Genomic DNA, 19,148 nt, shown 5'->3' on the forward strand with positions numbered 1-19,148 from the left:
TCGACGGAAAATCCCCACCGTCCGAAGTGAGAACCCGTGACTACCATCGACTCCCCGAGCCTGCACCCTGACGCCCTCGCCGACCTCGCGCAATCCGTGACCGGGGCCGTCGTCCTCCCGGCCGACCCCGAATACGAGGCGGCGAGCGCCGTCTACGGAACTGTCTACGGCACCGTCAGCGCCCCTGCCGTCGTCGTCCAGGTCGCCGACGCTGACGACGTCGGGGTCGCCATCGCCTTCGCCCGCTCGCACTCGCTCGAGCTGTCCATCCGCAGCGGCGGCCACAGCGGCAGCGGCTTCAGCACGAACGTCGGCGGGCTCGTGATCGACCTCAGACGGCTGAACGGGATCGAGGTGATCGACCCAGACCGCCACCTCGTCCGCATCGGAGCGGGGGCGGTCTGGGGGGATGTCGCAACCGCCCTCGGGGCCCTGGGTCTCGCCCTCACCTCCGGCGACACCGTGACCGTCGGCGTGGGTGGGCTCACTCTCGGGGGCGGCATCGGCTGGATGGTACGCAAATACGGGCTCGCATTCGACAGCCTGGTGGAGGCATCCGTCGTCACCGCGGAGAGCGAACTGGTTCGAGCCAGCGCCGACAAGAACCCCGACCTTTTCTGGGCGATCCGCGGCGGCGGCGGCAATTTCGGCGTCGTGACCGGCTTCACCTTCGAAGCGCACCCGCTCACGGGTGTGTTCGCCGGTACGCTCCAGTTCGGGAACGACGAGCTCGCGCCGCTCCTGACCGGTTGGCGCGACGTCATGCGAGCCGCGCCCGAGGAACTCAACACGACCTTCCTGGCCATGCCCGACTTTCCCGGGATGCCGGGAGGCGTTCAGATCCTCGCCTGTTACGCCGGGTCGGAGAAGACGGCAGCCGACGCCGCCCTGGCCCCGCTACGCGCGCTTCCGGGCCTCGCCGGCGAGGATATATCGTTCAAGGAATATGCGGACGTCCTCGAGGAGGCACATCCGCCCGAGGGAATGACCATTGTCGGGCACAACGCCTTCGCCGAGGTACTGAGCGACGAGGCGATCGCCGCCTTCACCGCGATGTACGACGAACTCGGCGGCTCGGTCCTCATGATCCGAAGCCTCAACGGCGCGTTCAACCGGGTCCCGAACGACGCGACGGCCTTCGGGTTCCGGAACAGCGAAGTCCTGATCATCTCGGTCGCGTTTCTGCCTCCCGACGCCCCGCCCGAAGCTGCTGCGCGGGTGGGAAGCCTCTGGACGACGGTCGAGCCGTTCCTTCAGGGCACGTATGCAGGCTTCTCGAGCGCGCCGAACGGCGAGGACCCGGCGCTGCTGTACCCGCCGGACACACTGGCGCGGCTCGCCAGCATCAAACGCGCCTATGACCCGGGAAACCTCTTCAGCCGCAACCACAACATCCGCCCGGCGTCTGCTTTCTCCTGAGATGCGGCGACTTACTTGTCGTCGTCCCATCCGGTCGGGCCCCAGATGGACCGCTCCTCTTCGGCGGCCTTGCGGCGCAGCACCCGCCGGGAGACCGGTACGTCTGCTGCCGGGAAGTCCTCGGACGCGAGCGCCCGCGAACCGGTCGGCTCGTCCGTCGCGTCGACGGGTTCACGCCGCGGGGCGCTCGACGTTCTGCTTCCCGAGCCCACTGCCTTCACGACGAGCACGGCGATTCCGGTCGTGACCGGGATGGCGAGAACGAGTCCGATCGACCCGACAAGGGTGCGCACGATCTCTTCCGCCAGTTCGCCGCTGCTGATCGTCTCGACGAAAGGACGTTGCTGCAACGACAGCAGGATGAGCAGCGGAAGCGCAGCTCCGGCGTAGGCGAAGACGATCGTGTAGACCGTTGAGGCGATGTGGTCCCGCCCCACCCGCATGGCGCCGGCGAACAGCCGTCGGGCGCTCGACTCGGGAGCCAGTTCGTGCATCTCCCAGACGGCGGACGATTGGGTGATGGTCACGTCATTCAGCACACCCAGGCCGGAGATGATCAGGCCGCAGACGAGAATCCCGGAGAGCGAAATCGACCCGGTCGCATAGGAGAGGGTGTAGTCGGCTTCGTCGTTCAGGCCGGTGAGGTGCGCGGCGCCTGTCGCCCACGCCGCGATCAGCGACGTGGTCACGAGACCGAAGATCGTCCCCAGCAGCGCCGTCGAGGTCCGCGCCGAGAAACCGTGCGCGAAATAGAGCACCCCGATCATGATCACGCTCGACCCCACCAGTCCGAGCAGAATCGGCGGCTTGCCTTCGACGAGGCCGGGGATGATGAACTGGGCGACGACGAGGTAGGCGCCGGCCAGCCCGAGGAGGGCACGGAATCCGCGCCACCGGGCCACAAGGACGACGACGAGAGCGTAGATGGCGGCGAGCAGTGCCATCGGCGTGGTCCGCACGAAGTCGATGAAGGAGTAGCGAGCCTGGGCGCCTTCGCCGGCGGCGCCGAGGTCGAGGAAGCGGATGCGGTCACCGGCGTTCACGTCGGCTTCCTCACGCACCTCCGGCGGAATCTCCACAGCGACGACCGATCCTCCGCGTTCCGGCGCCAGGTGGGCGACGGTGCAGGACTGCTCGCCGGCGGCCTCGGGGGACGGATAGAGGCACGGGGCGACGCTCGTCCGCTCGACGGTTCCGACCTGGAAGCTGGCGCCCTGCGCCGCCGAGTAGGGGTTGCCGATCTCGACGTCGCTGCTCGTGCCGGACGGCCACAGCAGGAACATGCCGAGGATCGTCGCGAGGGTGATCGGGATCAGGATGACGGCGAGGAGCCGGTTGGCGCGACGGCGCATGGCGACGGCCTCGGGCGAGTCGTCCTGGTCGTGAGAGTGGCTGTGTCCCATGGTGTCCTTTGGCGTCAGTGCTGAAGGCGTCGAGCCCGCGCCGCTCGTGCGACATCCGTGCCGACCATCAGGGTGAGGCCGGCGGCGAGAAAGAGAATGAGGGCGGCCGGGAGCGACTGAATGCCGCTGTGGTCGAGCAGAAGGCCGCCGAGCAGCGCTCCGCCGCCGATGCCGATGTTGAAGGCGGTGGTCTGCAGTGCCGCTGCGAGGTCGCGGGTCCGGAACGACGCGGTATGCAGCATCCGGGTCTGCAGCATCGCGGGAACCCCGCCGAACGCGACGCCCCAGACGACGAAGGCCACGACGACCACCGCGGAGTTCGCCGACCAGACCGCAAGCACGAGGACGGAGGCCATCACGGCGATCACGGCGAGCGCGAAGCCGCGCCGCGGGAACCGGTCGGCGGCGAATCCGGCCAGGACAAGCCCGATGGCACCCGCGCCGCCGAAGAGGAAGAGGAGGAAGGCGACCGAGGTCTCCGGGAACCCGGCGGCGTCGACAAGCCACGGCGCTATGTAGGTGTAATACGTGTTCTGCCCGGTGAGGAGCACCAGGATGACGATGCAAAGGAGCACCACACCGCGCATGCTGCGGTCCTTGTACATCGGAATGCGGATTTCACCGGTCTTGAGGGGCACGTGGTGGTTGACCGCAGGGAGGAATTTCAGGACGGCGAGCGCGAGGAGCACCACGACGGCGGCGATGATCCCGAAGGCGACGCGCCAGCCGAGGGCGTGCCCGAGAGCGGTGCCGACCGGGACGCCGAGAACGAAGGCGGCCGAACCGCCGCCCGCGGTGATCGCCACGGCCTTGCCGAGTTGATGCTTCGGTACGAGGTGGGCGGAATACGCGGCAACGACCGCCCAGAACAGGCCATGGGCGAGGCCACCCAGGACGCGCGCGCCGACGAGGATTTCGTAGGTCGGGGCGATCGCGGCGAGCACGTTGGCCAGGGCGACCACGAGCAGCACGACGAAGACGAGGCCTTTGCGCGAATACTTGCGCGTCAGCGCTGCGAGCGGAGTGGTGGCGAGCACCACCGTGCCGGCGAAGACGGTGATGAGCAATCCCGCCGTCGACACGCTGACATCGAGCTCGGCGGCCATCTCCGGAAGCAGGCCGGTCGGCAGGAACTCGCTCGTGACCGAGACGAAGATCGCACCGGCGAGGGTGAGCAGGCCGATCCAGGGGAACACCGGTGGTGCAACCAGTGTGGTGGGGGCGGATGAAACAGACACAGGCGTCGCCGATCGAGTGGGTTGGGGGGGTGCAGACCGACTCGGGAGGGCGGACGGCGATTTCAGCCTATTCGACGTTGGGTGGATGATGCCTCTGCAGCCCGACGTCGTACGCTTCGTGCAGGAGCTCGAGAAAGGCGGAATCGAGCTCATCGGGCCGTGTCAGCCGGAACTCGTGGACGATGTTGTGCGGCGAAAACTCCTGGATCCGTGTGACGAGCGGATGCTCCACCCTCCTCGCGAGGACCAGGTGGCCGTCAAGCCACTGTCTGCGCGGCTGAAACGCGGCGAAACTCATCCGAACGTGCAAGGCGATCCGGGACTTCTCGGCCAGGATCTCGAGCGGCCCGAGTTCGCCGACGACCCGGTCGAAGCACTCGCGCACGCGTGGATCGCTTCGGGCGAAGTGCGCGTCGAGGTCCCCGAGTGGCGCGCAGGTGTGGGTCTGGTTTCGGTTCGCGAAGGACCGGCCGCACCGCGGGCAGATCCACAGCGGGGAGCTCATGTCGCTGTCGCGTCGAGCACCAACTCGAGCGGACGTGGCGCCGGAGTCGTGCCGAGAGCCTCGACGAGCGCGCGGGCGTAGCGGCTCTTGCGCCCGCCGATCGTACCGAGGAACCGCCGCAACTGCGCATCGACGGCGCGGGTCCGCTGTGCGGGCTGGTTCTGGAACGTCCGAAACGCCCGAAGGTCGCCCTGCGCGTCGAGAACCCGTTCCACGGCATCCACCCCGAGGCTGCGGATGAGCTCGTCTTCAAGGTCGGCGTCACAGACCGAGAATCCAAGGTCTTCCAATGCGGCGCGCGACAGATCGTGCCCCAACCCCGCGTCGTGCAGTGCGCGCCGAAAATAGCCTTCCTCCCCGACGTCGCAGAGCCCGGCGAGGGCGAGGCCGAGGCCGTTCGGTCCGAGAAGACCGACGTAGTTCCGGATGTTCATGGCTCCACCGAGAGGAATGATCGCCACCCGCTCCCGCTCGAAATCCCGGCCGCGCGCTTCGGCGAGCGCCTCGATCGCGACCCGGTCGCTGTCACCTTCGACCAGCACAGCACGGCGAACGGAGTCGGCGAGTTCACCTACCTCAGCGGGCACGGACACGTCCTTATCGCGGGTCACCCACGCAGAAACCGCGGCCCGGAACCGTGCCATGTCCTCCATGGCCTCATTGTCTCCCAGTGAGTGCCACCGCAGAAGGAACACCGCCAGATACGGGAGCGGCACGAGAAAAGGAAAGAAGCGCCAGATAAGGACCGGGAGGCCAAAACCATCCTTATCCGGCGGCCTTCTCCTTATGCCATGCCGACGTCCTCCTCAGGCGGATACCGCTGACGCTGCCCACCCGGCCGACACCAGAAAAGGAAAGAAGCACCAGATAAGGACCGGGAGGCCAAAACCATCCTTATCCGGCGGCTTTTTCCTTATGCCATGCCGACGTCCTACTCAGGCGGATACCGCCGACGCTGCCCACCCGGCCGACACCAGAAAAGGAAAGAAGCACCAGACAAGGACCGGGAGGCCAAAACCATCCTTATCCGGCGCCCTTTTCCTTACCTCACGCCGACTTCACACTCAGGCGGGCGACGAAGTCCTGTGCCGAGGGTGTGGTCGGGCGCCCATGGGCGCCGGTGCAGGACTTCGCCGCCCGCCGTCCCCACCCCATGGGCGCCGGTGCAGGACTTCGCCGCCCGCCGTCCCCACCCCATGGGCGCCGGTGCAGGACTTCGCCGCCCGCCATCCCTACTAGGCCCCCGCCGGCGGCTCGACCAGCAGCTGGACCCGGTCATCGAGGTATGCCGCGAGGTCGACGGCATCCGCATCTGACGCTGTGGCGTTCCAGCGCACGAGCGGGCGGTCGCCGGAAACGAACAGCCGCCCCGTCGACCCGCGCAGCGCATCCGCGTCGAGCACGACAGGCACCGCATCGAAGTTGACAGTCTCACCGTGCGGGAACCGCCCCCGGGATGCCGCGGCGCGGTACGCACGACGCTGCTCCGCCGACTGGGACTGGTAACCCGGGCGCCCCGGCTCCAAAGCACGGGTGGTCAGACCCGTTTCATACAGCGTCGCGTCGGCGCCGAGCAGGAACACACCGAGCCGCCACACCCGACCAAGCGAGCGAAGCACCGGTGGGCGCGGAACCAGGAGCACCCGGCGCTCGGGAACGTATTCTGCCAGCGCCTCGGTGCGTGCGCCTGCGGCGCCCAGCCGCTGGACCGCGCGATCGAGAAGCGCTTGAATCTCTGTGGCGACCCGGTCGTTCTCTGCGGCAGGAGGCATCCGTCATCGTCCGAACTCAGGGCACCCGAATCGACTCATGGCGCCCAGCCTAGCGAGGCACCCGAAGCGCCAGCCTCGTCTGGGTCTGGGCGGCGCCCGCCTCCGTCTTCAGCCGTCGAAGGAGCGCGTCGAGGTGTTCGGTGTCGCCGACGACGACATGGAGAAGGTAGTCGTACGGTCCTGTGACGTGCACGGCGTCGCGCACCGGCGACAGATCTTCGACGAAGGCCAGGAAGGCATCGGAATCGCTGTCAGGGCGGAGCCGCACGTCGATGAACGCCTCCAGTCCGACTCCGTGCAGGCGGGCATCGGGCGCATCGTCGGCGATGACAGCCCGGTAGCCGAGGATGACGCCGGATCGCTCGAGCTTTCGCACACGGGCGGCAGCCGCATTGGTGCTCAGGCCGACCATGCTGCCCAAGGCCCCGAACGTGATCCTGCCGTTTTCGCGGAGGAGACCGAGGATTTTGCTGTCGATGTCGTCCATGCCGCGAATATATCCGAGGTACCGCGAGATCGGCAGCGGGGTCGAAAACGTCGTTCATCCTGAAGATATGTCCCTGTTCCTGATCGGTGCGCTGGCCGGGCTCGGCGTCGCGATGCCGCTCGGAGCAATCGGCGTGCTGATCATCCGGGAAGGCGTCGTCGCCGGCTTCCGGAGCGCCGCTGCCGGAGCAATCGCTGTCGGCCTGGTCGACACCGCCTACTGCGTGCTCGCCGTGACGGCGGGGGCCCTCGCCCAGTCGTGGATCGATCAGCTCGGCGCAGTCCCGGCGCTGATCTCCGGGGTGATTCTGGTCGGGCTCGGAGTCGTCGGCCTGAGCCGGGTGAACCGAACGGCGACGACGGCGTCCGGCGCGGCGCGAGCCCGCTCATCGATCGGCGTCTTCGTGCGCTTCGCCGGGCTGACGGCGATCAACCCGGCGACACTCCTCTACTTCCTGGCACTCGCCGCGACTCTGAACTCGTCGCTCCCGCTCGGCGGGAGCATCGTGCCGTTCGTGGCCGGCGTGAGCATCGCCTCGGTGGGGTGGCAACTCGGCCTCGTCGGCGTGGGAGCAGCCCTCGGAGGACGGCTCCAGCCCTCCGGCCAGCGGCGGCTGAGCATTCTCGGCTCCGGAATCGTCCTCGCCCTGGGCGTCGCCGCGCTGGCCTCAGCCGCGGTCCAGGCGGGCGGGAACTGACGGAGTCAGATCCTCGTCAGCGCGCTGCCCTTGTGCATCGCGTCGTGTCCCGTCTTGTCGCTCGTGACCTCGTACTGGGGATCTTCCGGGCTGCACCGCCGGGTGCGACCCATGAACTCCACGTCCCTGGTGTGCACCTTGGTGATCTTGCCCTCGACCTCACCGGCCTCCGAGTTCCAGCGCACATGGTCTCCGACTGAGAACTTCTTCGTCATCGTTCACTCTCCATCCGTATCGTCAGGCCACGAAGGCCCTCAGAGTGTCTGCGTTCCGCACCGCGTTACCGCCGCCGTCATTGTTGAAGTAGACGTAGACATCCGTTCCGCCGTCGCGCCACTCGCGGATGCGATCCGCCCACCAGCGCAGGTCGTCGTCGGAATACGAGCCGCCGTAGAGATGGTCATGATCGGGTCCGTGCAGGCGAACGTATGCAACCGGGGAGGTGACCCGGAGGATGCACGGCAGGTTGGCGCCGCTCATCACGCAGTACGCCGCACCGTGCTCCTCGAGAAGGCGGAAGACGGCATCCGCATTCCAGCTCTCATGCCGGAACTCGACGGCGACCGGGATCCAGTCCGGGATGCGACGGAGAAAGTACGCGAGCCGGGCATCGTCACGGTACATGCTCGGCGGCAGCTGCACGAGGAGCACCGCCCGTTTATCGCCGAGCTCGTGCCAGCTGCGGGCGATCCTGTCGATCCAGGCCTCGGGTGCATACAGCTTCTTCGCGTGGGTGAGCCCCCGCGGCGCTTTCACCGACAGCCGGAACCCGGGCGGGAGCCGGGTGCGCCAGCTCGCGAAGGAGGCATCCCGCGGCCAGCGATAGAAGCTCGCATTCAGCTCGACCGTGTCGAACCGCCCGACGTAGTGCGCGAGCCGGTGCCAGCGGGGCAGCCCCTCCGGGTAGAGCACGTGCTCCCAGTGGTCGTAGCTCCATCCTGATGTTCCGATCGAGATACTGGCCATCCGAACACCGTATAAGTGTGTGCCGGGTGCGCCACAACCCCCTTGCCGCGGCGAAGGCCCGCGGCCACGCTTGCCATCACGACAGCAACGACGATGTGGAGAGGATGCCGATGCGCGCGATGGTGTACCGCGGACCGTACAAGGTCCGGGTCGAAGAGAAGGACATCCCAGCCATCGAGCATCCCAACGACGCCATCGTGCGGGTGACACTCGCCGCCATCTGTGGGTCCGACCTGCACCTGTACCACGGCATGATGCCGGACACCCGGGTAGGAATGACGTTCGGCCACGAGTTCATCGGGGTCGTCGAGGACGTCGGCTCCTCGGTCCGGAACCTCAAACGAGGCGATCGTGTGATGGTCCCGTTCAACATCTACTGCGGTTCCTGCTACTTCTGTGCGCGGGGCCTCTACTCCAATTGCCACAACGTAAATCCGAACGCCACGGCCGTTGGAGGCATCTACGGCTATTCCCACACGTGCGGCGGATACGACGGCGGCCAGTCCGAGTACGTTCGCGTTCCGTTCGCGGATGTCGGCCCGGCGCTGATCCCCGAATGGATGGACGATGAGGACGCGCTCCTCTGTACCGACGCTCTCGCCACCGGATACTTCGGTGCCCAGCTCGGGGACATCAGCGAGGGAGACACGGTCGCGGTCTTCGGCGCCGGACCCGTCGGCCTGTTCGCCGCCAAGTCGGCGTGGCTCATGGGCGCGGGGCGCGTGATCGTGATCGACCACCTCGACTATCGGCTCGAGAAAGCCCGCACCTTCGCACACGCCGAAACCTATAACTTCGCGGAGCACGACGACATCGTCGTTGAGATGAAGAAGACGACCGACTACCTCGGCGCCGACGTCGTGATCGACGCGGTCGGCGCCGAAGCGGACGGCAACATCACCCAGCACGTCACGAGCGCAAAGTTCAAGCTGCAGGGCGGATCGCCCGTCGCCCTCAACTGGGCGATCGATTCGGTGCGCAAGGGTGGAACGGTGTCGGTGATGGGCGCATACGGCCCGATGTTCAGCGCCGTGAAATTCGGTGACGCCATGAACAAAGGCCTCACCTTGCGGATGAACCAGTGCCCGGTGAAACGACAGTGGCCCCGGTTGTTCGAGCACATCCAGAACGGGTATCTCAAGCCGAGTGACATCGTCACCCACCGAATCCCCCTCGAGCACATCGCCGAGGGATACCACATCTTCTCGGCCAAGCTCGATGACTGCATCAAGCCGCTCATCGTGCCGAGCATCACCGCCTGATCCGGAGGAACCGCCATGCCATACACCGCTGAGCAGCCGAAACGGCGCGAGTCCAATGAGGAACTTCGAGCGCGCATTCCCGGCTGGGGAGCCGACCTCGACCCGAGCGACCGTCCGGCCGTGCCGAGGGAACGTTTCGACCCCGAAGCGAGCGGCGCGCATTGGGAGTTCCCGGAACGCCAGCCGGAGAAATGGCCGCGAGAACGATCTGTGGAGCACAGGATGCTCACGCCGGTCTTCGGAACGGTGGCGCCGCTCAAGGGCCTCTCGGGTGTGATGCGTAGATACGCGTACCGGAAGTACAGCGAGGCGCAGGCCGCTCACTGGCTGATTCTTCTGGCATCCGACCGGGTCGATGCGGTGGAAAGCCACCTTCGATCCTTTGCGAGCGTGCGCCCCGACAACCCGCTCGCCGAGACCGGCGTACGGAGCGAACTGACGCGGCACGGGTATTCATCGCGGGTGGGCAGGAATCGCGCCGACCTGAAGCACCAGTGGATGGATCCGATCCTCGTCGCGGGCCCGTGGATCGCGGCCGGCGGGCTGCTCGTTGCCGGCGTTCGCGCCCTCGCCCGCCGACGCTGAGAGGGTGGCATGTCATCTCGACGGCAAGGCGCGACGTTGCCCAGCCCCTACGCTGGGCAGATGACGGACGCGGCGCTGATCGGCCGGGTGGAGCCTCCGGATCTCCACGTGATGACGTACAACATCCGCCGTCGGATGGCTCACGTGACCAAGCACAGCCCCGACCTGTGGACCCGTCGGCGGCCCCATCTGCAGACGCTGCTCCAACGTGAACTCCCGACGCTTCTCGGGATCCAGGAGGGACTCCCCGACCAGGTCGAGTTCGTCGCACAGTCCCTCGGTCCTGATTACCGGCGGATCGGCCGGGGCCGCAACGCCGACGGCGAGGGTGAGCAGTGCACAATCTTCTACGACGCCCGCAGGCTCACCCTCAACGACTGGACCCAGCGGGCCCTCTCCGACAGTCCGCACGTTGCAGGGTCCCGATCCTGGGGCAACATGCTGCCTCGCGTCGTCGTGTCCGCCGACCTCACCGACGCGGCCACTGACATCCGCTTCTCGGTCTTCAACGCCCACTTCGACCACTTCTCGCGCGCCTCGCGGGCCCGGTCGGCGATGATGCTCAACGACCTGGTCGACGCGGCGGATGTCCCCGCGATCGTGTTGGGCGACATGAACTCCGGCGTGCGGTCGGCGCCGTTCCGGATCCTCACCAGCGGTCCGCTTCAGGATGCCTGGGCGATCGCTGACGAGCGGCTCACTCCCGCATGGGGCACGTTCTCCGGGTACCGGCGACCGAAGCAGGGCGGCAAACGCATCGACTGGCTGCTCGTCACCGAGTCCGTGAACGTTGAGGCGGTCGGCATCAATGCGTCGCGGTTCCGGGGCGCCGCGGCATCCGACCATGAGCCGGTGCAGGCGCGTCTGAGGCTTTGACAGCGGAAAGGGCCGAGGTGACACTTGTGCTGTGGCAATGATCGAGACGTTTCGGCGGCTGCCCCGTGGGCCCGCCGAGGTGGCGGCAGACGGCGTGCGGGTGCTCGGCCTGCTCAGCATCGTCGTCGCGCTCATCGGCTGGTCTCCGCTCGACGTCGCCGTGCTCGCCCTCGGCCTCCTGGGCCTGGTGATACCGCGCTTTCTCGGTACCCGCCCGGCGCTCGACATAGCGTTCGGCATCACCGTGCTCGTCGCAACATGGAGCGGACTGCTCAACCTCTATGAGGCGATCGCGTTTTGGGACATCCTCGTTCATTTCGCCCTGAACGGTCTGTTCGCCGCCGTGCTCTACATCCTCGCCATGAGGTGTGACGTGATCCCCGACCCCGGCGACGGGCGGGCGTCTTTCCGCACCGTGTTCACACTGATCACGGCCTTCGGGCTCGCCTCCGGCGCGGTCTGGGAGTTGTCGGAATGGGTGGGCCACACGATCGTCGATGAAACCATCTTCGTGGGGTACAACGACACGATCGGCGACATCGCTGCCGGTGCACTCGGATCACTGCTGGCCGGCCTCGCCGGCCACTACCTCACGGCGGAGAGCCGGTTCATTCCGGCGCGACCGCCCGCAAGCGCCTCCATCTGAACGCCGCTTCAGGCGAGGATCGACGAAATCTCCGCACTGGCAAACGGGGCCTCGCTCGCCGAAGCCGGAAATACCCCGAGCTAGGCAAAGCTGCCGAGCAGGAGCCCGAAGGCGCTGGCGAGAACGGCCATCACGAGCATGCCGACGCTGCTGAGAAGGGCGATGCCCCAGCGGCGGCTCTGAATCAACCGCACCGACTCGATGCTTGCCGTGCTGAACGTCGTGTATCCGCCGAGGAATCCCGATCCGACGACAAGGAGGACGGACTCGGGCAGCACAGCGGCGAGGGTCAGCCCGGTCACCAGCCCGAGAAGGAACGACCCCGAGACGTTGATGACGAACGTGGCGAGCGGGTAGCCGGTCGCGGTGGTGCGGAGGAGTCCGTCGAGAACGAACCGCACAGCGGCGCCGATTCCCCCGGCCAGCGCGAGCGCGACGAACAGCAGCGGGGTCACGCGCCCGCCGCCGAGCGGCGGATGGCCCCAGCCACGGCGACGCCCACCCCTGCGGCGGCGAGTCCGAGCAGGAGCGTGCCCACCGAGAACACGATGGCTGTGCCTGCGTCGCCGACGCTCAGCAGCGCTTCGGTGCCGGTGGCGAGTGCGCTGTAGGTGGTGAACCCTCCGAGGAACCCGGTGCCGGCGAACAGCCGCAGGTTCCTGGCGCGGTCCGGGGCCGATCCGGCGACCAGACCCTCGAGCAGAAGTCCGAGCGTGAAAGAGCCCGCGACGTTGATGACGAAGATCGCGAGCGGGAAGGACCCGAGCGACGGCACAGCCAGGGTGAGGGCCTCGCGCGCAGCTGTGCCGAGGGTCCCACCGAGCAGAACCAGGCCGATGAGGGCCGGCCGAAGATGGGCCGGCCGATCGGCGGAACGGAACGTGGGTGAGCCGTCGCTCACTCCCGGTTCTCCCAGGGCGGGGGCGCGTTGGTTCGGGTACCCGGGTTCGGAACGACGATGAGGGGGCGATGCTGCCGGTGTGCCAACTGCGCGGCAACCGAGCCGGTGAAGAATTCCAGCAGAGTGCCGCGGAATCCCGGCGCCCGGGTGCCCACAACGATCATGAGCGCATCGACCCGGTCGGCAAGCGCCGCCAGTTCGTGGCTGGGGTCGCCGACGAGGGGCTGCACACTCCAGCGGATGCCGGTGGGCTCGAGAATCCCGGCGATCCGGTCCCGCAAAGACGCGTCGAACATCTCCACCCGCAGGTCAGAGACCTCCGGGTCGACCGGCATCGACGTGAACCGTCCATCCGCGAACCGTTCCACGACATACCGGCTCGGATCGACCCGGGCGCAGACCAGCATGGCGTTGAATTTCGACGCGAACTCCGCGGCCTTCTCGAGCACGTGTGGCGGCTGGCGTGACACGACTCCGACGAGAATCACATCCGGATCGGGCATCGATCATCCCCTCTCTGAACCATCCGGCACCCGAGACGGGAACCGGACGGGCCCACCCAGACAGCAGAAACCTGCGATGAGAGAAGTGTTCCAGAAATCACTGCACGGCGGAAGCAGACCGCGGGCCCTGACCTCAGGTGCAGCAGGCCGAGCCGGACTCGTCGACGCCAGCGGTCGAGCACACTCCCGTTTCCGGGAGGACAAGCTTCACCTCGCGAGCCGCACCGTGGTTGCCGGCGAGCTCATCCGCTATCGAGCGCACCTGCTCATATCCGGTGAGGAGGAGAAAGGTAGGGGCTCGGCCGTAACTCTTCATGCCGGCCAGATAGAAGTTCGGCTCCGGGTGTGCCAGCTCGACCACGCCGTGCGGGTATACCGTTCCACAACTGTGCAGGTTCGGGTCGATGAGCGGGGCAAGTGCCCGGGGCGCCTCGACGATCTCGTCGAGCGACAACCGGATCTCGCGCAGCATGTCGAGGTTCGGCCGGAACCCGGTGGCGCAGACGACCTGGTCGATCTCGAGGGTGGTCGGCTCGCCCCGGCGCCGCCCGGCGACGAGCACACGGCCATCGCGGGCAGGACGGACGTCGTCGATCTCGAACTCGTCGACGAGGGTGATCCGGCCCTGCCGCACCAGGTCGTGGACCGACGTGCCGAGCCGCCCCCGAGCTTCGAGCTCATCGTTCTCCGAGCCGAAGACGCGCACCGGGCTCGTACCGCGGATCGCCCAACGAACGCCCGTTCCGGCTTCTTCCCGCGCCAGTGCGGCGAGTTTCAGGAGCGTGTTGGCAGCCGAGTGGCCGGCGCCGACGACCAGGGTGTCCTTGCCGGCGAACCGGGCGCGGTCAACGCCGAGTACGTCGGGGAGAGCGGAGCTGATGTTGCTCCTGATGCCATCGACGTCCGTCGGAGCCAGTCCGCTCGCGGTGAGGGGGTTGGGTGTTCCCCAGGTCCCGGAGGCATCGACAACCGCCCGGGCGAGCTGTTCGACGACGGTGTTTCCGCGACGGATCCGCAGGAGAAACGGAGTCGAGCTGCGCCCGGTCGAGCGGGTGCGATCCATCCCCTGGCGGCTCACGTCGGTGACGGTGCTGTTGTAGCGGATGCGCGGTGCAAGCTCAGGCGTCGCCGCCAGCGGCAGCAGGTAGTCTTCGACCAGGTCCCGGCCGTACGGAAGCTCCTTCGCCGCGGGCGCATGCCAGCCGGATTTGTCGAGAAGCTTCCCGGCGGCCTCATCCACGAGGTACTCCCACGGGGAGAACAGCCTCGTGTGCCCCCAGGCGAGAACGGATGCCCCCGCCGTCGCGCCCGCTTCGAGAACGAGCGTCTCGACCCCGCGTTCGATCAGTTGCGCGGCGGCGGCGAGGCCGACGGGGCCGGCGCCGATGACCACGACGGGCAGCCCGTCGAGCGTGCGCGACGCGGGGACGGTGAGGGAAGGCGGTTCGGCGATGGTCATCGTTCCACCCGCTCGGGTTCGGACATCGGGTTCCTGCCCTCCATGGTACATTGATGATTGTCGATGTATAGTCTGATCAAGACATCGATGAATGTCAATCTATGGGGAGGTCACGGACATGGCACCAACCGAGTCCCTGCCGATCACGGACCTCGCCACCTGCTGCACGCCGATCACGCGCCAACCCATGGATTCCGTCGGCGCCGACAGACTCGCGAGGTCGCTCAAGGCGTTGGCGGACCCGGCTCGCCTGCGGCTGCTCTCCCTCGTCGCCTCGCACGAAGATTCCGAAGCCTGCGTGTGCGACCTCACCGAACCGCTCGGACTGAGCCAGCCGACCGTTTCGCATCACCTCAAGGTCCTCGTCGATGCGGGGTACCTCGAGCGCGAGAAGCGGGGAACGTGGGCGTATTACAGCCTGACCCCGAACGCCCTGTCATCCGTGTCACAACTGATCAGCGGACTCTGAGCCGACGCCCGTGGCATCCGGGATCGGTCCTGCTTGCATTCCCATAGGGGGTGTGTAAGCTCGACCCTCGTGTTCGGAAAAGTCAGGTCTTCGAGCGAAGCGTCAACGCTCCTGGCATTGGTCGAGCCGGAATGGCCCGACACAGAGAGCGTCGGGCGCTCGGATGCTTCTTCTCGTTCGTCCTCGGGGACGGGCTACGGCAGTGCCCCGAATCGCGTACTGGTTCTGGGTGACGCTGACTCCACCTTCGAGGCCATCGTCGGCGAACTTGCCCACCATGGCGTCGATGCGGTCCGGGCCCACGAGATTTCCGCGTGTGCGGCCTCGCTCCACGAGAACAAGGCCACCGGGGTCGTTCTGACGATCGACGCCGCGAGCCTCGCCACCCGGTCGGCGCGCAAGGAGCTGGCCCAGTTGCTCTTCGGCATCCTTCGCAGCCTGCTGCCGCTGCTGGCGCAGCCCGCCCAGGTCCTCGTCCTTGCCCGCGGCACCGATGCGTCCCAGAAGGTGCGCTTGGACCGCGAGGTCCAGTCGGTGATCGCCAGGATCAGCCAGAAGGCCACCAACGAATACGGCGTCAACCTCACCATCAACGCCGTGGATATCACCGGCGACGTCGACACGGCGCTCGTGGCCCGGCGTGCTGCTGAGCTCTTCGACGTGCGTGAAGAAGTCACCACGGGCGAGTTGTTGGACTACACCGAAATCGAGGGACAGACCATCGGTTGCGCCCTCGCCCTCCGCTTCGTCTACTGAAACCCGAATTCACTCGTTCCGGTCGGAAACAACCGGCGTACCGCGTGTTCCCGTCCGGACTGAGTCAATCGGCCGTGCAGTGACGCCGCCGACCCGCCGTCCGGCGCCCGCGGCATCCGCTACTTCGAGATGAATCCGAGCTGGGTCGGGATCCAGGTGGAGAGTTCCGGCACGTAGGTGACGATCAGCAGGGCGATGCACAGCGCCCAGAAGAACGGCATCAGTCGGCCGATGACAGGCTCGATCTTCACGTTCCCGACGCGCGCCGCGACGAACAGGTTGTTGCCGATCGGCGGGGAGATGTTGCCGAGGCACATGTTGAAGACCATCATCGCGCCGAAGTGAATCGGATCGACGCCGACCGAGACCACGACCGGCAGGAAGATCGGCGTGAAGATCAGGATCGCCGGCGTCGGGTCCATGATGGTGCCCGCGAGCAGCAGGACGACCATGATGATGGCGAGAATGATCGCGGGGTTGTCGGTGAACCCGAGGAGGCTCTTGCTGATCGTCTCGGGAATGCGGGAGTACGACAGCACCCAGGCGAGGATGCCGGAGACACCGATCAGGAGCATTACGATCGACGTCGTCTTGGCGGCATCGAGGAGGACCTTCGGCAGTTCGCGGATCGGCAGCGTCCGCTGGACGAGACCGAGAACGAACGCGTAGAGAACGGCGATGACAGCCGACTCCGTCGCCGTGAACAGGCCGACGAGGATGCCGCCGATCACCACGAGGATGAGGGCCAGGGCCGGCAGCGCGCGAAGGAAGACGACCAGGGCCTGCCGGAGGGTGGGCCGGTAGGTGCTTCGCAGTTCGGGATGCTTGCGGGCATAGAACGCCACCATGACGAAGCACACCGCGGCCCAGAGCAGGCCCGGGCCGATGCCGGCCATGAACAACGCCGCGATGGACGTGCCGGAGACGAGCGAGTAGACGATGAACGTGTTGCTCGGCGGAATCAGCATTCCGGCCGGTGACGCGGCAGCGTTCACCGCGGCGGAGAAGGCCGGGTCGTAGCCGTTCTTCTTCATCGGGGGTGACAGCACGGTTCCGACGGCAGCGGCGGACGCTACCGACGCACCGCTGACCGCCCCGAACATGGTGTTGGCGACGACGGTCGTCTGGGCCAGTGATGCCGGCAGCCGTCCGGCGAGGACCTGGGCGAGGTCGATCAGGCGCGAGGCGATGCCGCCGTTGGTCATGAGGCCGCCCGCCAGGATGAAGAAGGGGATGGCGAGAAGGGCGAACGAGTTACTGCCCGAGAACACACGCTGCGCGGAGGTCAGCGCGGCGCCCTCCCAGCCCAGCAGGATGACGATGGCGAGCGCCGACGGCAGCCCCATGGCAACAGCCACCGGGAGACCCAGTGCGATGCCGACGGCGATGCCGCCGATAAGAACGATTGTGGTGATTGTCAGAGTATCCATGAGCGCCTTAGATCACTTCCGCTGTCTCTTCAACGGACGGCACGGGACGCTCTCCGTTGAGAAGGACCGCGATGAGGTGATAGATCGAGTAGAAGATGATGAGGATGCCGACGAGCGGGAGCACCATGTAGACCTGCCCGACAGTGACCGGAAGCGTCGAGATCTGCTGATCCCATGCGTTCTCGGCCACGCGGTACCCGCCGACGACGAACACGAGCAGCGCGAAGAAGATCACGATCAGCTCGACAGCCACGGCCACCGCCAGCTGCGCGGTTCTCGGGAATTTCGACACGAGGAGCTCGACGGCGATGTGGCCGCGCTCCGAGAAGACCAGAGCGGCGCCGAGAAGCGCGAGAACGACGAAGGTGAATCTCGAGGCTTCTTCGGTCCAGGGAGCCGGATCGTTCAGCACGGTCCGGGAGATGACCTGCCAGGTGACGACGATGACCAGCACGACAAAGAGCACGATGCACAGAAGCCCCAGGACCCGGTCGGTGACAGTGCGAATCAGCTCGAGTGCCGTGAATGTCTTGTAAATACGCTCCGGCTCAGCGGCTGCTCCGTCCTGCCCGGTTTCTTCGCGAGGATTCGCCTCGGCGTCCTGGTTCGTGTCCATTGTGTTCCCTTCGGCTGCCGGCTGGTGCCCGCGTAAATCCGGTTGTGCGCTCACGTGAGCGTGGTCGGGACGGAGCGAGTGCTCCCTCCCGACCACGCGTGCGAATGCGGCTACTTTTCGCTTGCGTCCCGTGCGGCGTCGTACAGCTTCTGCTGGCTGGGCTCCGTCAGGAACTGCTCGACGATCGGCTCGAGGGCTTCGATGAACGCGTCGGAGTCGACCTCGGTGAACGTGGCGCCGGCTGCTTCAGCGTCGACGATCGCCTTGTCGGTGGCTTCGGTCCACAGCTCGGTGTGCTGCTCGTACGTTGCCGCCCAGGCCTCGTCGAATGCCGACCGGTCCTCGTCCGTCAGGCCGTCGAGCTTGGCGCTGTTGATGATCAGGTAGTCGAGTCCGATGAGGTGCTCGGTGTACGAGAAGAACGGCGCGACTTCGTGGTGCTTCTGCGTGAAGTACGACACTTCGTTGTTCTCGGCACCGTCGATGACGCCGGACTGGAGTGCCGTGTAGACCTCACCGAATGCCATCGGGGTCGGGGATGCGCCGAGCGACTCGACGAGCGACAGGAAGAGTTCGCTCTCCTGGACGCGGATCTTCTGGCCGGCGAGGTCCTTGGGGCTCTCGACCGGTGCGTTCTTCGTGTAAACGCTGCGCGCGCCCTGCGTGAATCCGCCGACGACCGAAACGTTGTTGCTGTCGGCGAGTGAGGAGTAGAGGTCGCCCGTGATTTCCGGGTCGTTCACCACCGAGATCTGGTGCTCCACCGAGTCGAACACGGTGGGGAGGTTGAACGCGATGAAGTCCTTCGAGAGGTTCTCGAGCTGAGCGCCGGAGACGATCGCCATGTCGACGACTCCGTCGCCGACCAACTGGAGGGTCTCCGCCTGGGCTCCGAGTGTCTCGTTCGGGAACACTTCGATGTCCCAGCGTCCGTCGGTGGCCTCGAGGAGCCGCTCGCCGAAGGCGTCGAGGGCGATGAACGACGGGTGCTCTTCGGTCTGGTTCAGGGCGAGACGCAGGGTCGTCGTCTCGACGGGGCCGTCCTCCGTGCTTTCGCCGACTGCCGGGCTGCTGCAAGCGACGAGCGAGAGGGCGAGCAAGCCGACCGTGGGGGCTACGAAATACCGCGATGTGATCCGCATGGGTGTCTCCTTGGGT

General features: G+C 66.8%; 23 protein-coding genes. 8 read left to right on the forward strand and 15 right to left on the reverse strand.

Features of this window, described 5'->3' with window-relative positions:
- Nucleotides 1-36 precede the first annotated feature (36 nt).
- On the forward strand, nt 37-1,419 hold the full coding sequence (locus ABIE24_RS05500; protein WP_354497577.1) for an FAD-binding oxidoreductase: 1,383 nt from the start codon (nt 37-39) through the stop codon (nt 1,417-1,419).
- Between the two features lie 11 nt (nt 1,420-1,430).
- Here ABIE24_RS05500 and ABIE24_RS05505 read toward each other — a convergent pair whose 3' ends face one another.
- From ABIE24_RS05505 to ABIE24_RS05530, 6 genes are all read right to left on the reverse strand, one after another.
- Nucleotides 1,431-2,822 (reverse strand): YibE/F family protein, encoded by a 1,392-nt coding sequence (locus ABIE24_RS05505; RefSeq protein WP_354497578.1) that lies wholly within the window; start codon nt 2,820-2,822, stop codon nt 1,431-1,433.
- A gap of 14 nt (nt 2,823-2,836) precedes the next feature.
- The gene (locus ABIE24_RS05510; RefSeq protein ID WP_354497580.1) at nt 2,837-4,060 is read right to left on the reverse strand and encodes an MFS transporter; all 1,224 of its coding nucleotides are present in this window, start codon (nt 4,058-4,060) and stop codon (nt 2,837-2,839) included.
- A gap of 67 nt (nt 4,061-4,127) precedes the next feature.
- Nucleotides 4,128-4,565 (reverse strand): DUF5655 domain-containing protein, encoded by a 438-nt coding sequence (locus tag ABIE24_RS05515; RefSeq protein WP_354497582.1) that lies wholly within the window; start codon nt 4,563-4,565, stop codon nt 4,128-4,130.
- On the reverse strand, nt 4,562-5,218 hold the full coding sequence (locus ABIE24_RS05520; RefSeq protein WP_354497584.1) for a TOPRIM nucleotidyl transferase/hydrolase domain-containing protein: 657 nt from the start codon (nt 5,216-5,218) through the stop codon (nt 4,562-4,564). Before ABIE24_RS05520 ends, ABIE24_RS05515 begins: the two co-directional genes overlap by 4 nt.
- A gap of 582 nt (nt 5,219-5,800) precedes the next feature.
- Nucleotides 5,801-6,337 (reverse strand): hypothetical protein, encoded by a 537-nt coding sequence (locus ABIE24_RS05525; RefSeq protein WP_354497586.1) that lies wholly within the window; start codon nt 6,335-6,337, stop codon nt 5,801-5,803.
- A 49-nt stretch (nt 6,338-6,386) separates the two neighbouring features.
- On the reverse strand, nt 6,387-6,824 hold the full coding sequence (locus ABIE24_RS05530; RefSeq protein ID WP_354497588.1) for an Lrp/AsnC family transcriptional regulator: 438 nt from the start codon (nt 6,822-6,824) through the stop codon (nt 6,387-6,389).
- A gap of 67 nt (nt 6,825-6,891) precedes the next feature.
- On the opposite strand from ABIE24_RS05530, the gene ABIE24_RS05535 reads away from it, so the two are divergent.
- Complete coding sequence (locus ABIE24_RS05535; RefSeq protein WP_354497590.1) at nt 6,892-7,521, forward strand: LysE family transporter; 630 nt, start codon at nt 6,892-6,894, stop codon at nt 7,519-7,521.
- Between the two features lie 5 nt (nt 7,522-7,526).
- Here ABIE24_RS05535 and ABIE24_RS05540 read toward each other — a convergent pair whose 3' ends face one another.
- Nucleotides 7,527-7,736, reverse strand: a complete 210-nt coding sequence (locus ABIE24_RS05540) for a hypervirulence associated TUDOR domain-containing protein (protein ID WP_354497592.1) — start codon at nt 7,734-7,736, stop codon at nt 7,527-7,529.
- A 22-nt stretch (nt 7,737-7,758) separates the two neighbouring features.
- Nucleotides 7,759-8,487 (reverse strand): DUF72 domain-containing protein, encoded by a 729-nt coding sequence (locus tag ABIE24_RS05545; protein ID WP_354497594.1) that lies wholly within the window; start codon nt 8,485-8,487, stop codon nt 7,759-7,761.
- 110 nt (nt 8,488-8,597) lie between these two features.
- Between ABIE24_RS05545 and ABIE24_RS05550 the strand changes: the two genes are divergently transcribed.
- The 4 genes from ABIE24_RS05550 to ABIE24_RS05565 are packed head-to-tail and all read left to right on the forward strand — an operon-like array spanning nt 8,598 to nt 11,856.
- Nucleotides 8,598-9,749, forward strand: a complete 1,152-nt coding sequence (locus ABIE24_RS05550) for a zinc-dependent alcohol dehydrogenase (protein ID WP_354498109.1) — start codon at nt 8,598-8,600, stop codon at nt 9,747-9,749.
- A 15-nt stretch (nt 9,750-9,764) separates the two neighbouring features.
- Nucleotides 9,765-10,334 (forward strand): hypothetical protein, encoded by a 570-nt coding sequence (locus ABIE24_RS05555; protein WP_354497596.1) that lies wholly within the window; start codon nt 9,765-9,767, stop codon nt 10,332-10,334.
- A gap of 60 nt (nt 10,335-10,394) precedes the next feature.
- Complete coding sequence (locus tag ABIE24_RS05560) at nt 10,395-11,210, forward strand: endonuclease/exonuclease/phosphatase family protein (protein WP_354497598.1); 816 nt, start codon at nt 10,395-10,397, stop codon at nt 11,208-11,210.
- A 37-nt stretch (nt 11,211-11,247) separates the two neighbouring features.
- A complete protein-coding gene (locus tag ABIE24_RS05565; protein WP_354498111.1) occupies nt 11,248-11,856 on the forward strand; it encodes a DUF2238 domain-containing protein in 609 nt (202 codons plus the stop codon).
- Nucleotides 11,857-11,936: 80 nt separating this feature from the next.
- On the opposite strand, the gene ABIE24_RS05570 is transcribed toward ABIE24_RS05565, so the two are convergent.
- The 4 genes from ABIE24_RS05570 to ABIE24_RS05585 form a co-directional block, all read right to left on the reverse strand.
- Complete coding sequence (locus tag ABIE24_RS05570) at nt 11,937-12,311, reverse strand: fluoride efflux transporter FluC (RefSeq protein ID WP_354497600.1); 375 nt, start codon at nt 12,309-12,311, stop codon at nt 11,937-11,939.
- Nucleotides 12,308-12,757 carry a fluoride efflux transporter FluC gene (locus ABIE24_RS05575; RefSeq protein WP_354497602.1) on the reverse strand — a complete coding sequence of 150 codons (450 nt, stop codon included), beginning with the start codon at nt 12,755-12,757 and terminating at the stop codon, nt 12,308-12,310. The genes ABIE24_RS05570 and ABIE24_RS05575 overlap by 4 nt, the downstream gene beginning before the upstream one ends.
- Nucleotides 12,754-13,260 carry a universal stress protein gene (locus tag ABIE24_RS05580; protein WP_354497604.1) on the reverse strand — a complete coding sequence of 169 codons (507 nt, stop codon included), beginning with the start codon at nt 13,258-13,260 and terminating at the stop codon, nt 12,754-12,756. Before ABIE24_RS05580 ends, ABIE24_RS05575 begins: the two co-directional genes overlap by 4 nt.
- 133 nt (nt 13,261-13,393) lie before the next feature.
- Complete coding sequence (locus tag ABIE24_RS05585; RefSeq protein ID WP_354497605.1) at nt 13,394-14,719, reverse strand: FAD-dependent oxidoreductase; 1,326 nt, start codon at nt 14,717-14,719, stop codon at nt 13,394-13,396.
- 91 nt (nt 14,720-14,810) lie between these two features.
- On the opposite strand from ABIE24_RS05585, the gene ABIE24_RS05590 reads away from it, so the two are divergent.
- Complete coding sequence (locus ABIE24_RS05590; RefSeq protein ID WP_354497607.1) at nt 14,811-15,188, forward strand: ArsR/SmtB family transcription factor; 378 nt, start codon at nt 14,811-14,813, stop codon at nt 15,186-15,188.
- 117 nt (nt 15,189-15,305) lie between these two features.
- The gene (locus ABIE24_RS05595) at nt 15,306-15,944 is read left to right on the forward strand and encodes a hypothetical protein (protein ID WP_354497609.1); all 639 of its coding nucleotides are present in this window, start codon (nt 15,306-15,308) and stop codon (nt 15,942-15,944) included.
- Between the two features lie 119 nt (nt 15,945-16,063).
- Here the strand turns inward: ABIE24_RS05595 and ABIE24_RS05600 are convergent, their stop codons facing one another.
- The 3 genes from ABIE24_RS05600 to ABIE24_RS05610 all read right to left on the reverse strand — a co-directional run bounded on the left by ABIE24_RS05600 (nt 16,064) and on the right by ABIE24_RS05610 (nt 19,132).
- A complete protein-coding gene (locus tag ABIE24_RS05600) occupies nt 16,064-17,374 on the reverse strand; it encodes a TRAP transporter large permease (RefSeq protein WP_354497611.1) in 1,311 nt (436 codons plus the stop codon).
- A gap of 7 nt (nt 17,375-17,381) precedes the next feature.
- The gene (locus ABIE24_RS05605) at nt 17,382-17,990 is read right to left on the reverse strand and encodes a TRAP transporter small permease (protein ID WP_354497613.1); all 609 of its coding nucleotides are present in this window, start codon (nt 17,988-17,990) and stop codon (nt 17,382-17,384) included.
- Between the two features lie 110 nt (nt 17,991-18,100).
- Nucleotides 18,101-19,132 carry a TRAP transporter substrate-binding protein gene (locus tag ABIE24_RS05610; RefSeq protein ID WP_354497615.1) on the reverse strand — a complete coding sequence of 344 codons (1,032 nt, stop codon included), beginning with the start codon at nt 19,130-19,132 and terminating at the stop codon, nt 18,101-18,103.
- Nucleotides 19,133-19,148 lie beyond the last annotated feature (16 nt).

Source organism: Mycetocola sp. 2940, from assembly GCF_040548835.1.
Taxonomy (GTDB): Bacteria; Actinomycetota; Actinomycetes; order Actinomycetales; family Microbacteriaceae; genus Mycetocola_A.

What these genes read in the sequence shown, in the direction of transcription:
- ABIE24_RS05585 (WP_354497605.1), bottom strand. Translation starts at nt 14,719, where the DNA reads ATGACCATCGCCGAACCGCCTTCCCTCACCGTCCCCGCGTCGCGCACG.
- ABIE24_RS05540 (WP_354497592.1), bottom strand. Translation starts at nt 7,736, where the DNA reads ATGACGAAGAAGTTCTCAGTCGGAGACCATGTGCGCTGGAACTCGGAG.
- ABIE24_RS05530 (WP_354497588.1), bottom strand. Translation starts at nt 6,824, where the DNA reads ATGGACGACATCGACAGCAAAATCCTCGGTCTCCTCCGCGAAAACGGC.
- ABIE24_RS05515 (WP_354497582.1), bottom strand. Translation starts at nt 4,565, where the DNA reads ATGAGCTCCCCGCTGTGGATCTGCCCGCGGTGCGGCCGGTCCTTCGCG.
- ABIE24_RS05610 (WP_354497615.1), bottom strand. Translation starts at nt 19,132, where the DNA reads ATGCGGATCACATCGCGGTATTTCGTAGCCCCCACGGTCGGCTTGCTC.
- ABIE24_RS05605 (WP_354497613.1), bottom strand. Translation starts at nt 17,990, where the DNA reads ATGGACACGAACCAGGACGCCGAGGCGAATCCTCGCGAAGAAACCGGG.
- ABIE24_RS05555 (WP_354497596.1), top strand. Translation starts at nt 9,765, where the DNA reads ATGCCATACACCGCTGAGCAGCCGAAACGGCGCGAGTCCAATGAGGAA.
- ABIE24_RS05505 (WP_354497578.1), bottom strand. Translation starts at nt 2,822, where the DNA reads ATGGGACACAGCCACTCTCACGACCAGGACGACTCGCCCGAGGCCGTC.
- ABIE24_RS05525 (WP_354497586.1), bottom strand. Translation starts at nt 6,337, where the DNA reads ATGCCTCCTGCCGCAGAGAACGACCGGGTCGCCACAGAGATTCAAGCG.
- ABIE24_RS05600 (WP_354497611.1), bottom strand. Translation starts at nt 17,374, where the DNA reads ATGGATACTCTGACAATCACCACAATCGTTCTTATCGGCGGCATCGCC.
- ABIE24_RS05535 (WP_354497590.1), top strand. Translation starts at nt 6,892, where the DNA reads ATGTCCCTGTTCCTGATCGGTGCGCTGGCCGGGCTCGGCGTCGCGATG.
- ABIE24_RS05545 (WP_354497594.1), bottom strand. Translation starts at nt 8,487, where the DNA reads ATGGCCAGTATCTCGATCGGAACATCAGGATGGAGCTACGACCACTGG.
- ABIE24_RS05565 (WP_354498111.1), top strand. Translation starts at nt 11,248, where the DNA reads ATGATCGAGACGTTTCGGCGGCTGCCCCGTGGGCCCGCCGAGGTGGCG.
- ABIE24_RS05560 (WP_354497598.1), top strand. Translation starts at nt 10,395, where the DNA reads ATGACGGACGCGGCGCTGATCGGCCGGGTGGAGCCTCCGGATCTCCAC.
- ABIE24_RS05550 (WP_354498109.1), top strand. Translation starts at nt 8,598, where the DNA reads ATGCGCGCGATGGTGTACCGCGGACCGTACAAGGTCCGGGTCGAAGAG.
- ABIE24_RS05580 (WP_354497604.1), bottom strand. Translation starts at nt 13,260, where the DNA reads ATGCCCGATCCGGATGTGATTCTCGTCGGAGTCGTGTCACGCCAGCCG.
- ABIE24_RS05520 (WP_354497584.1), bottom strand. Translation starts at nt 5,218, where the DNA reads ATGGAGGACATGGCACGGTTCCGGGCCGCGGTTTCTGCGTGGGTGACC.
- ABIE24_RS05590 (WP_354497607.1), top strand. Translation starts at nt 14,811, where the DNA reads ATGTCAATCTATGGGGAGGTCACGGACATGGCACCAACCGAGTCCCTG.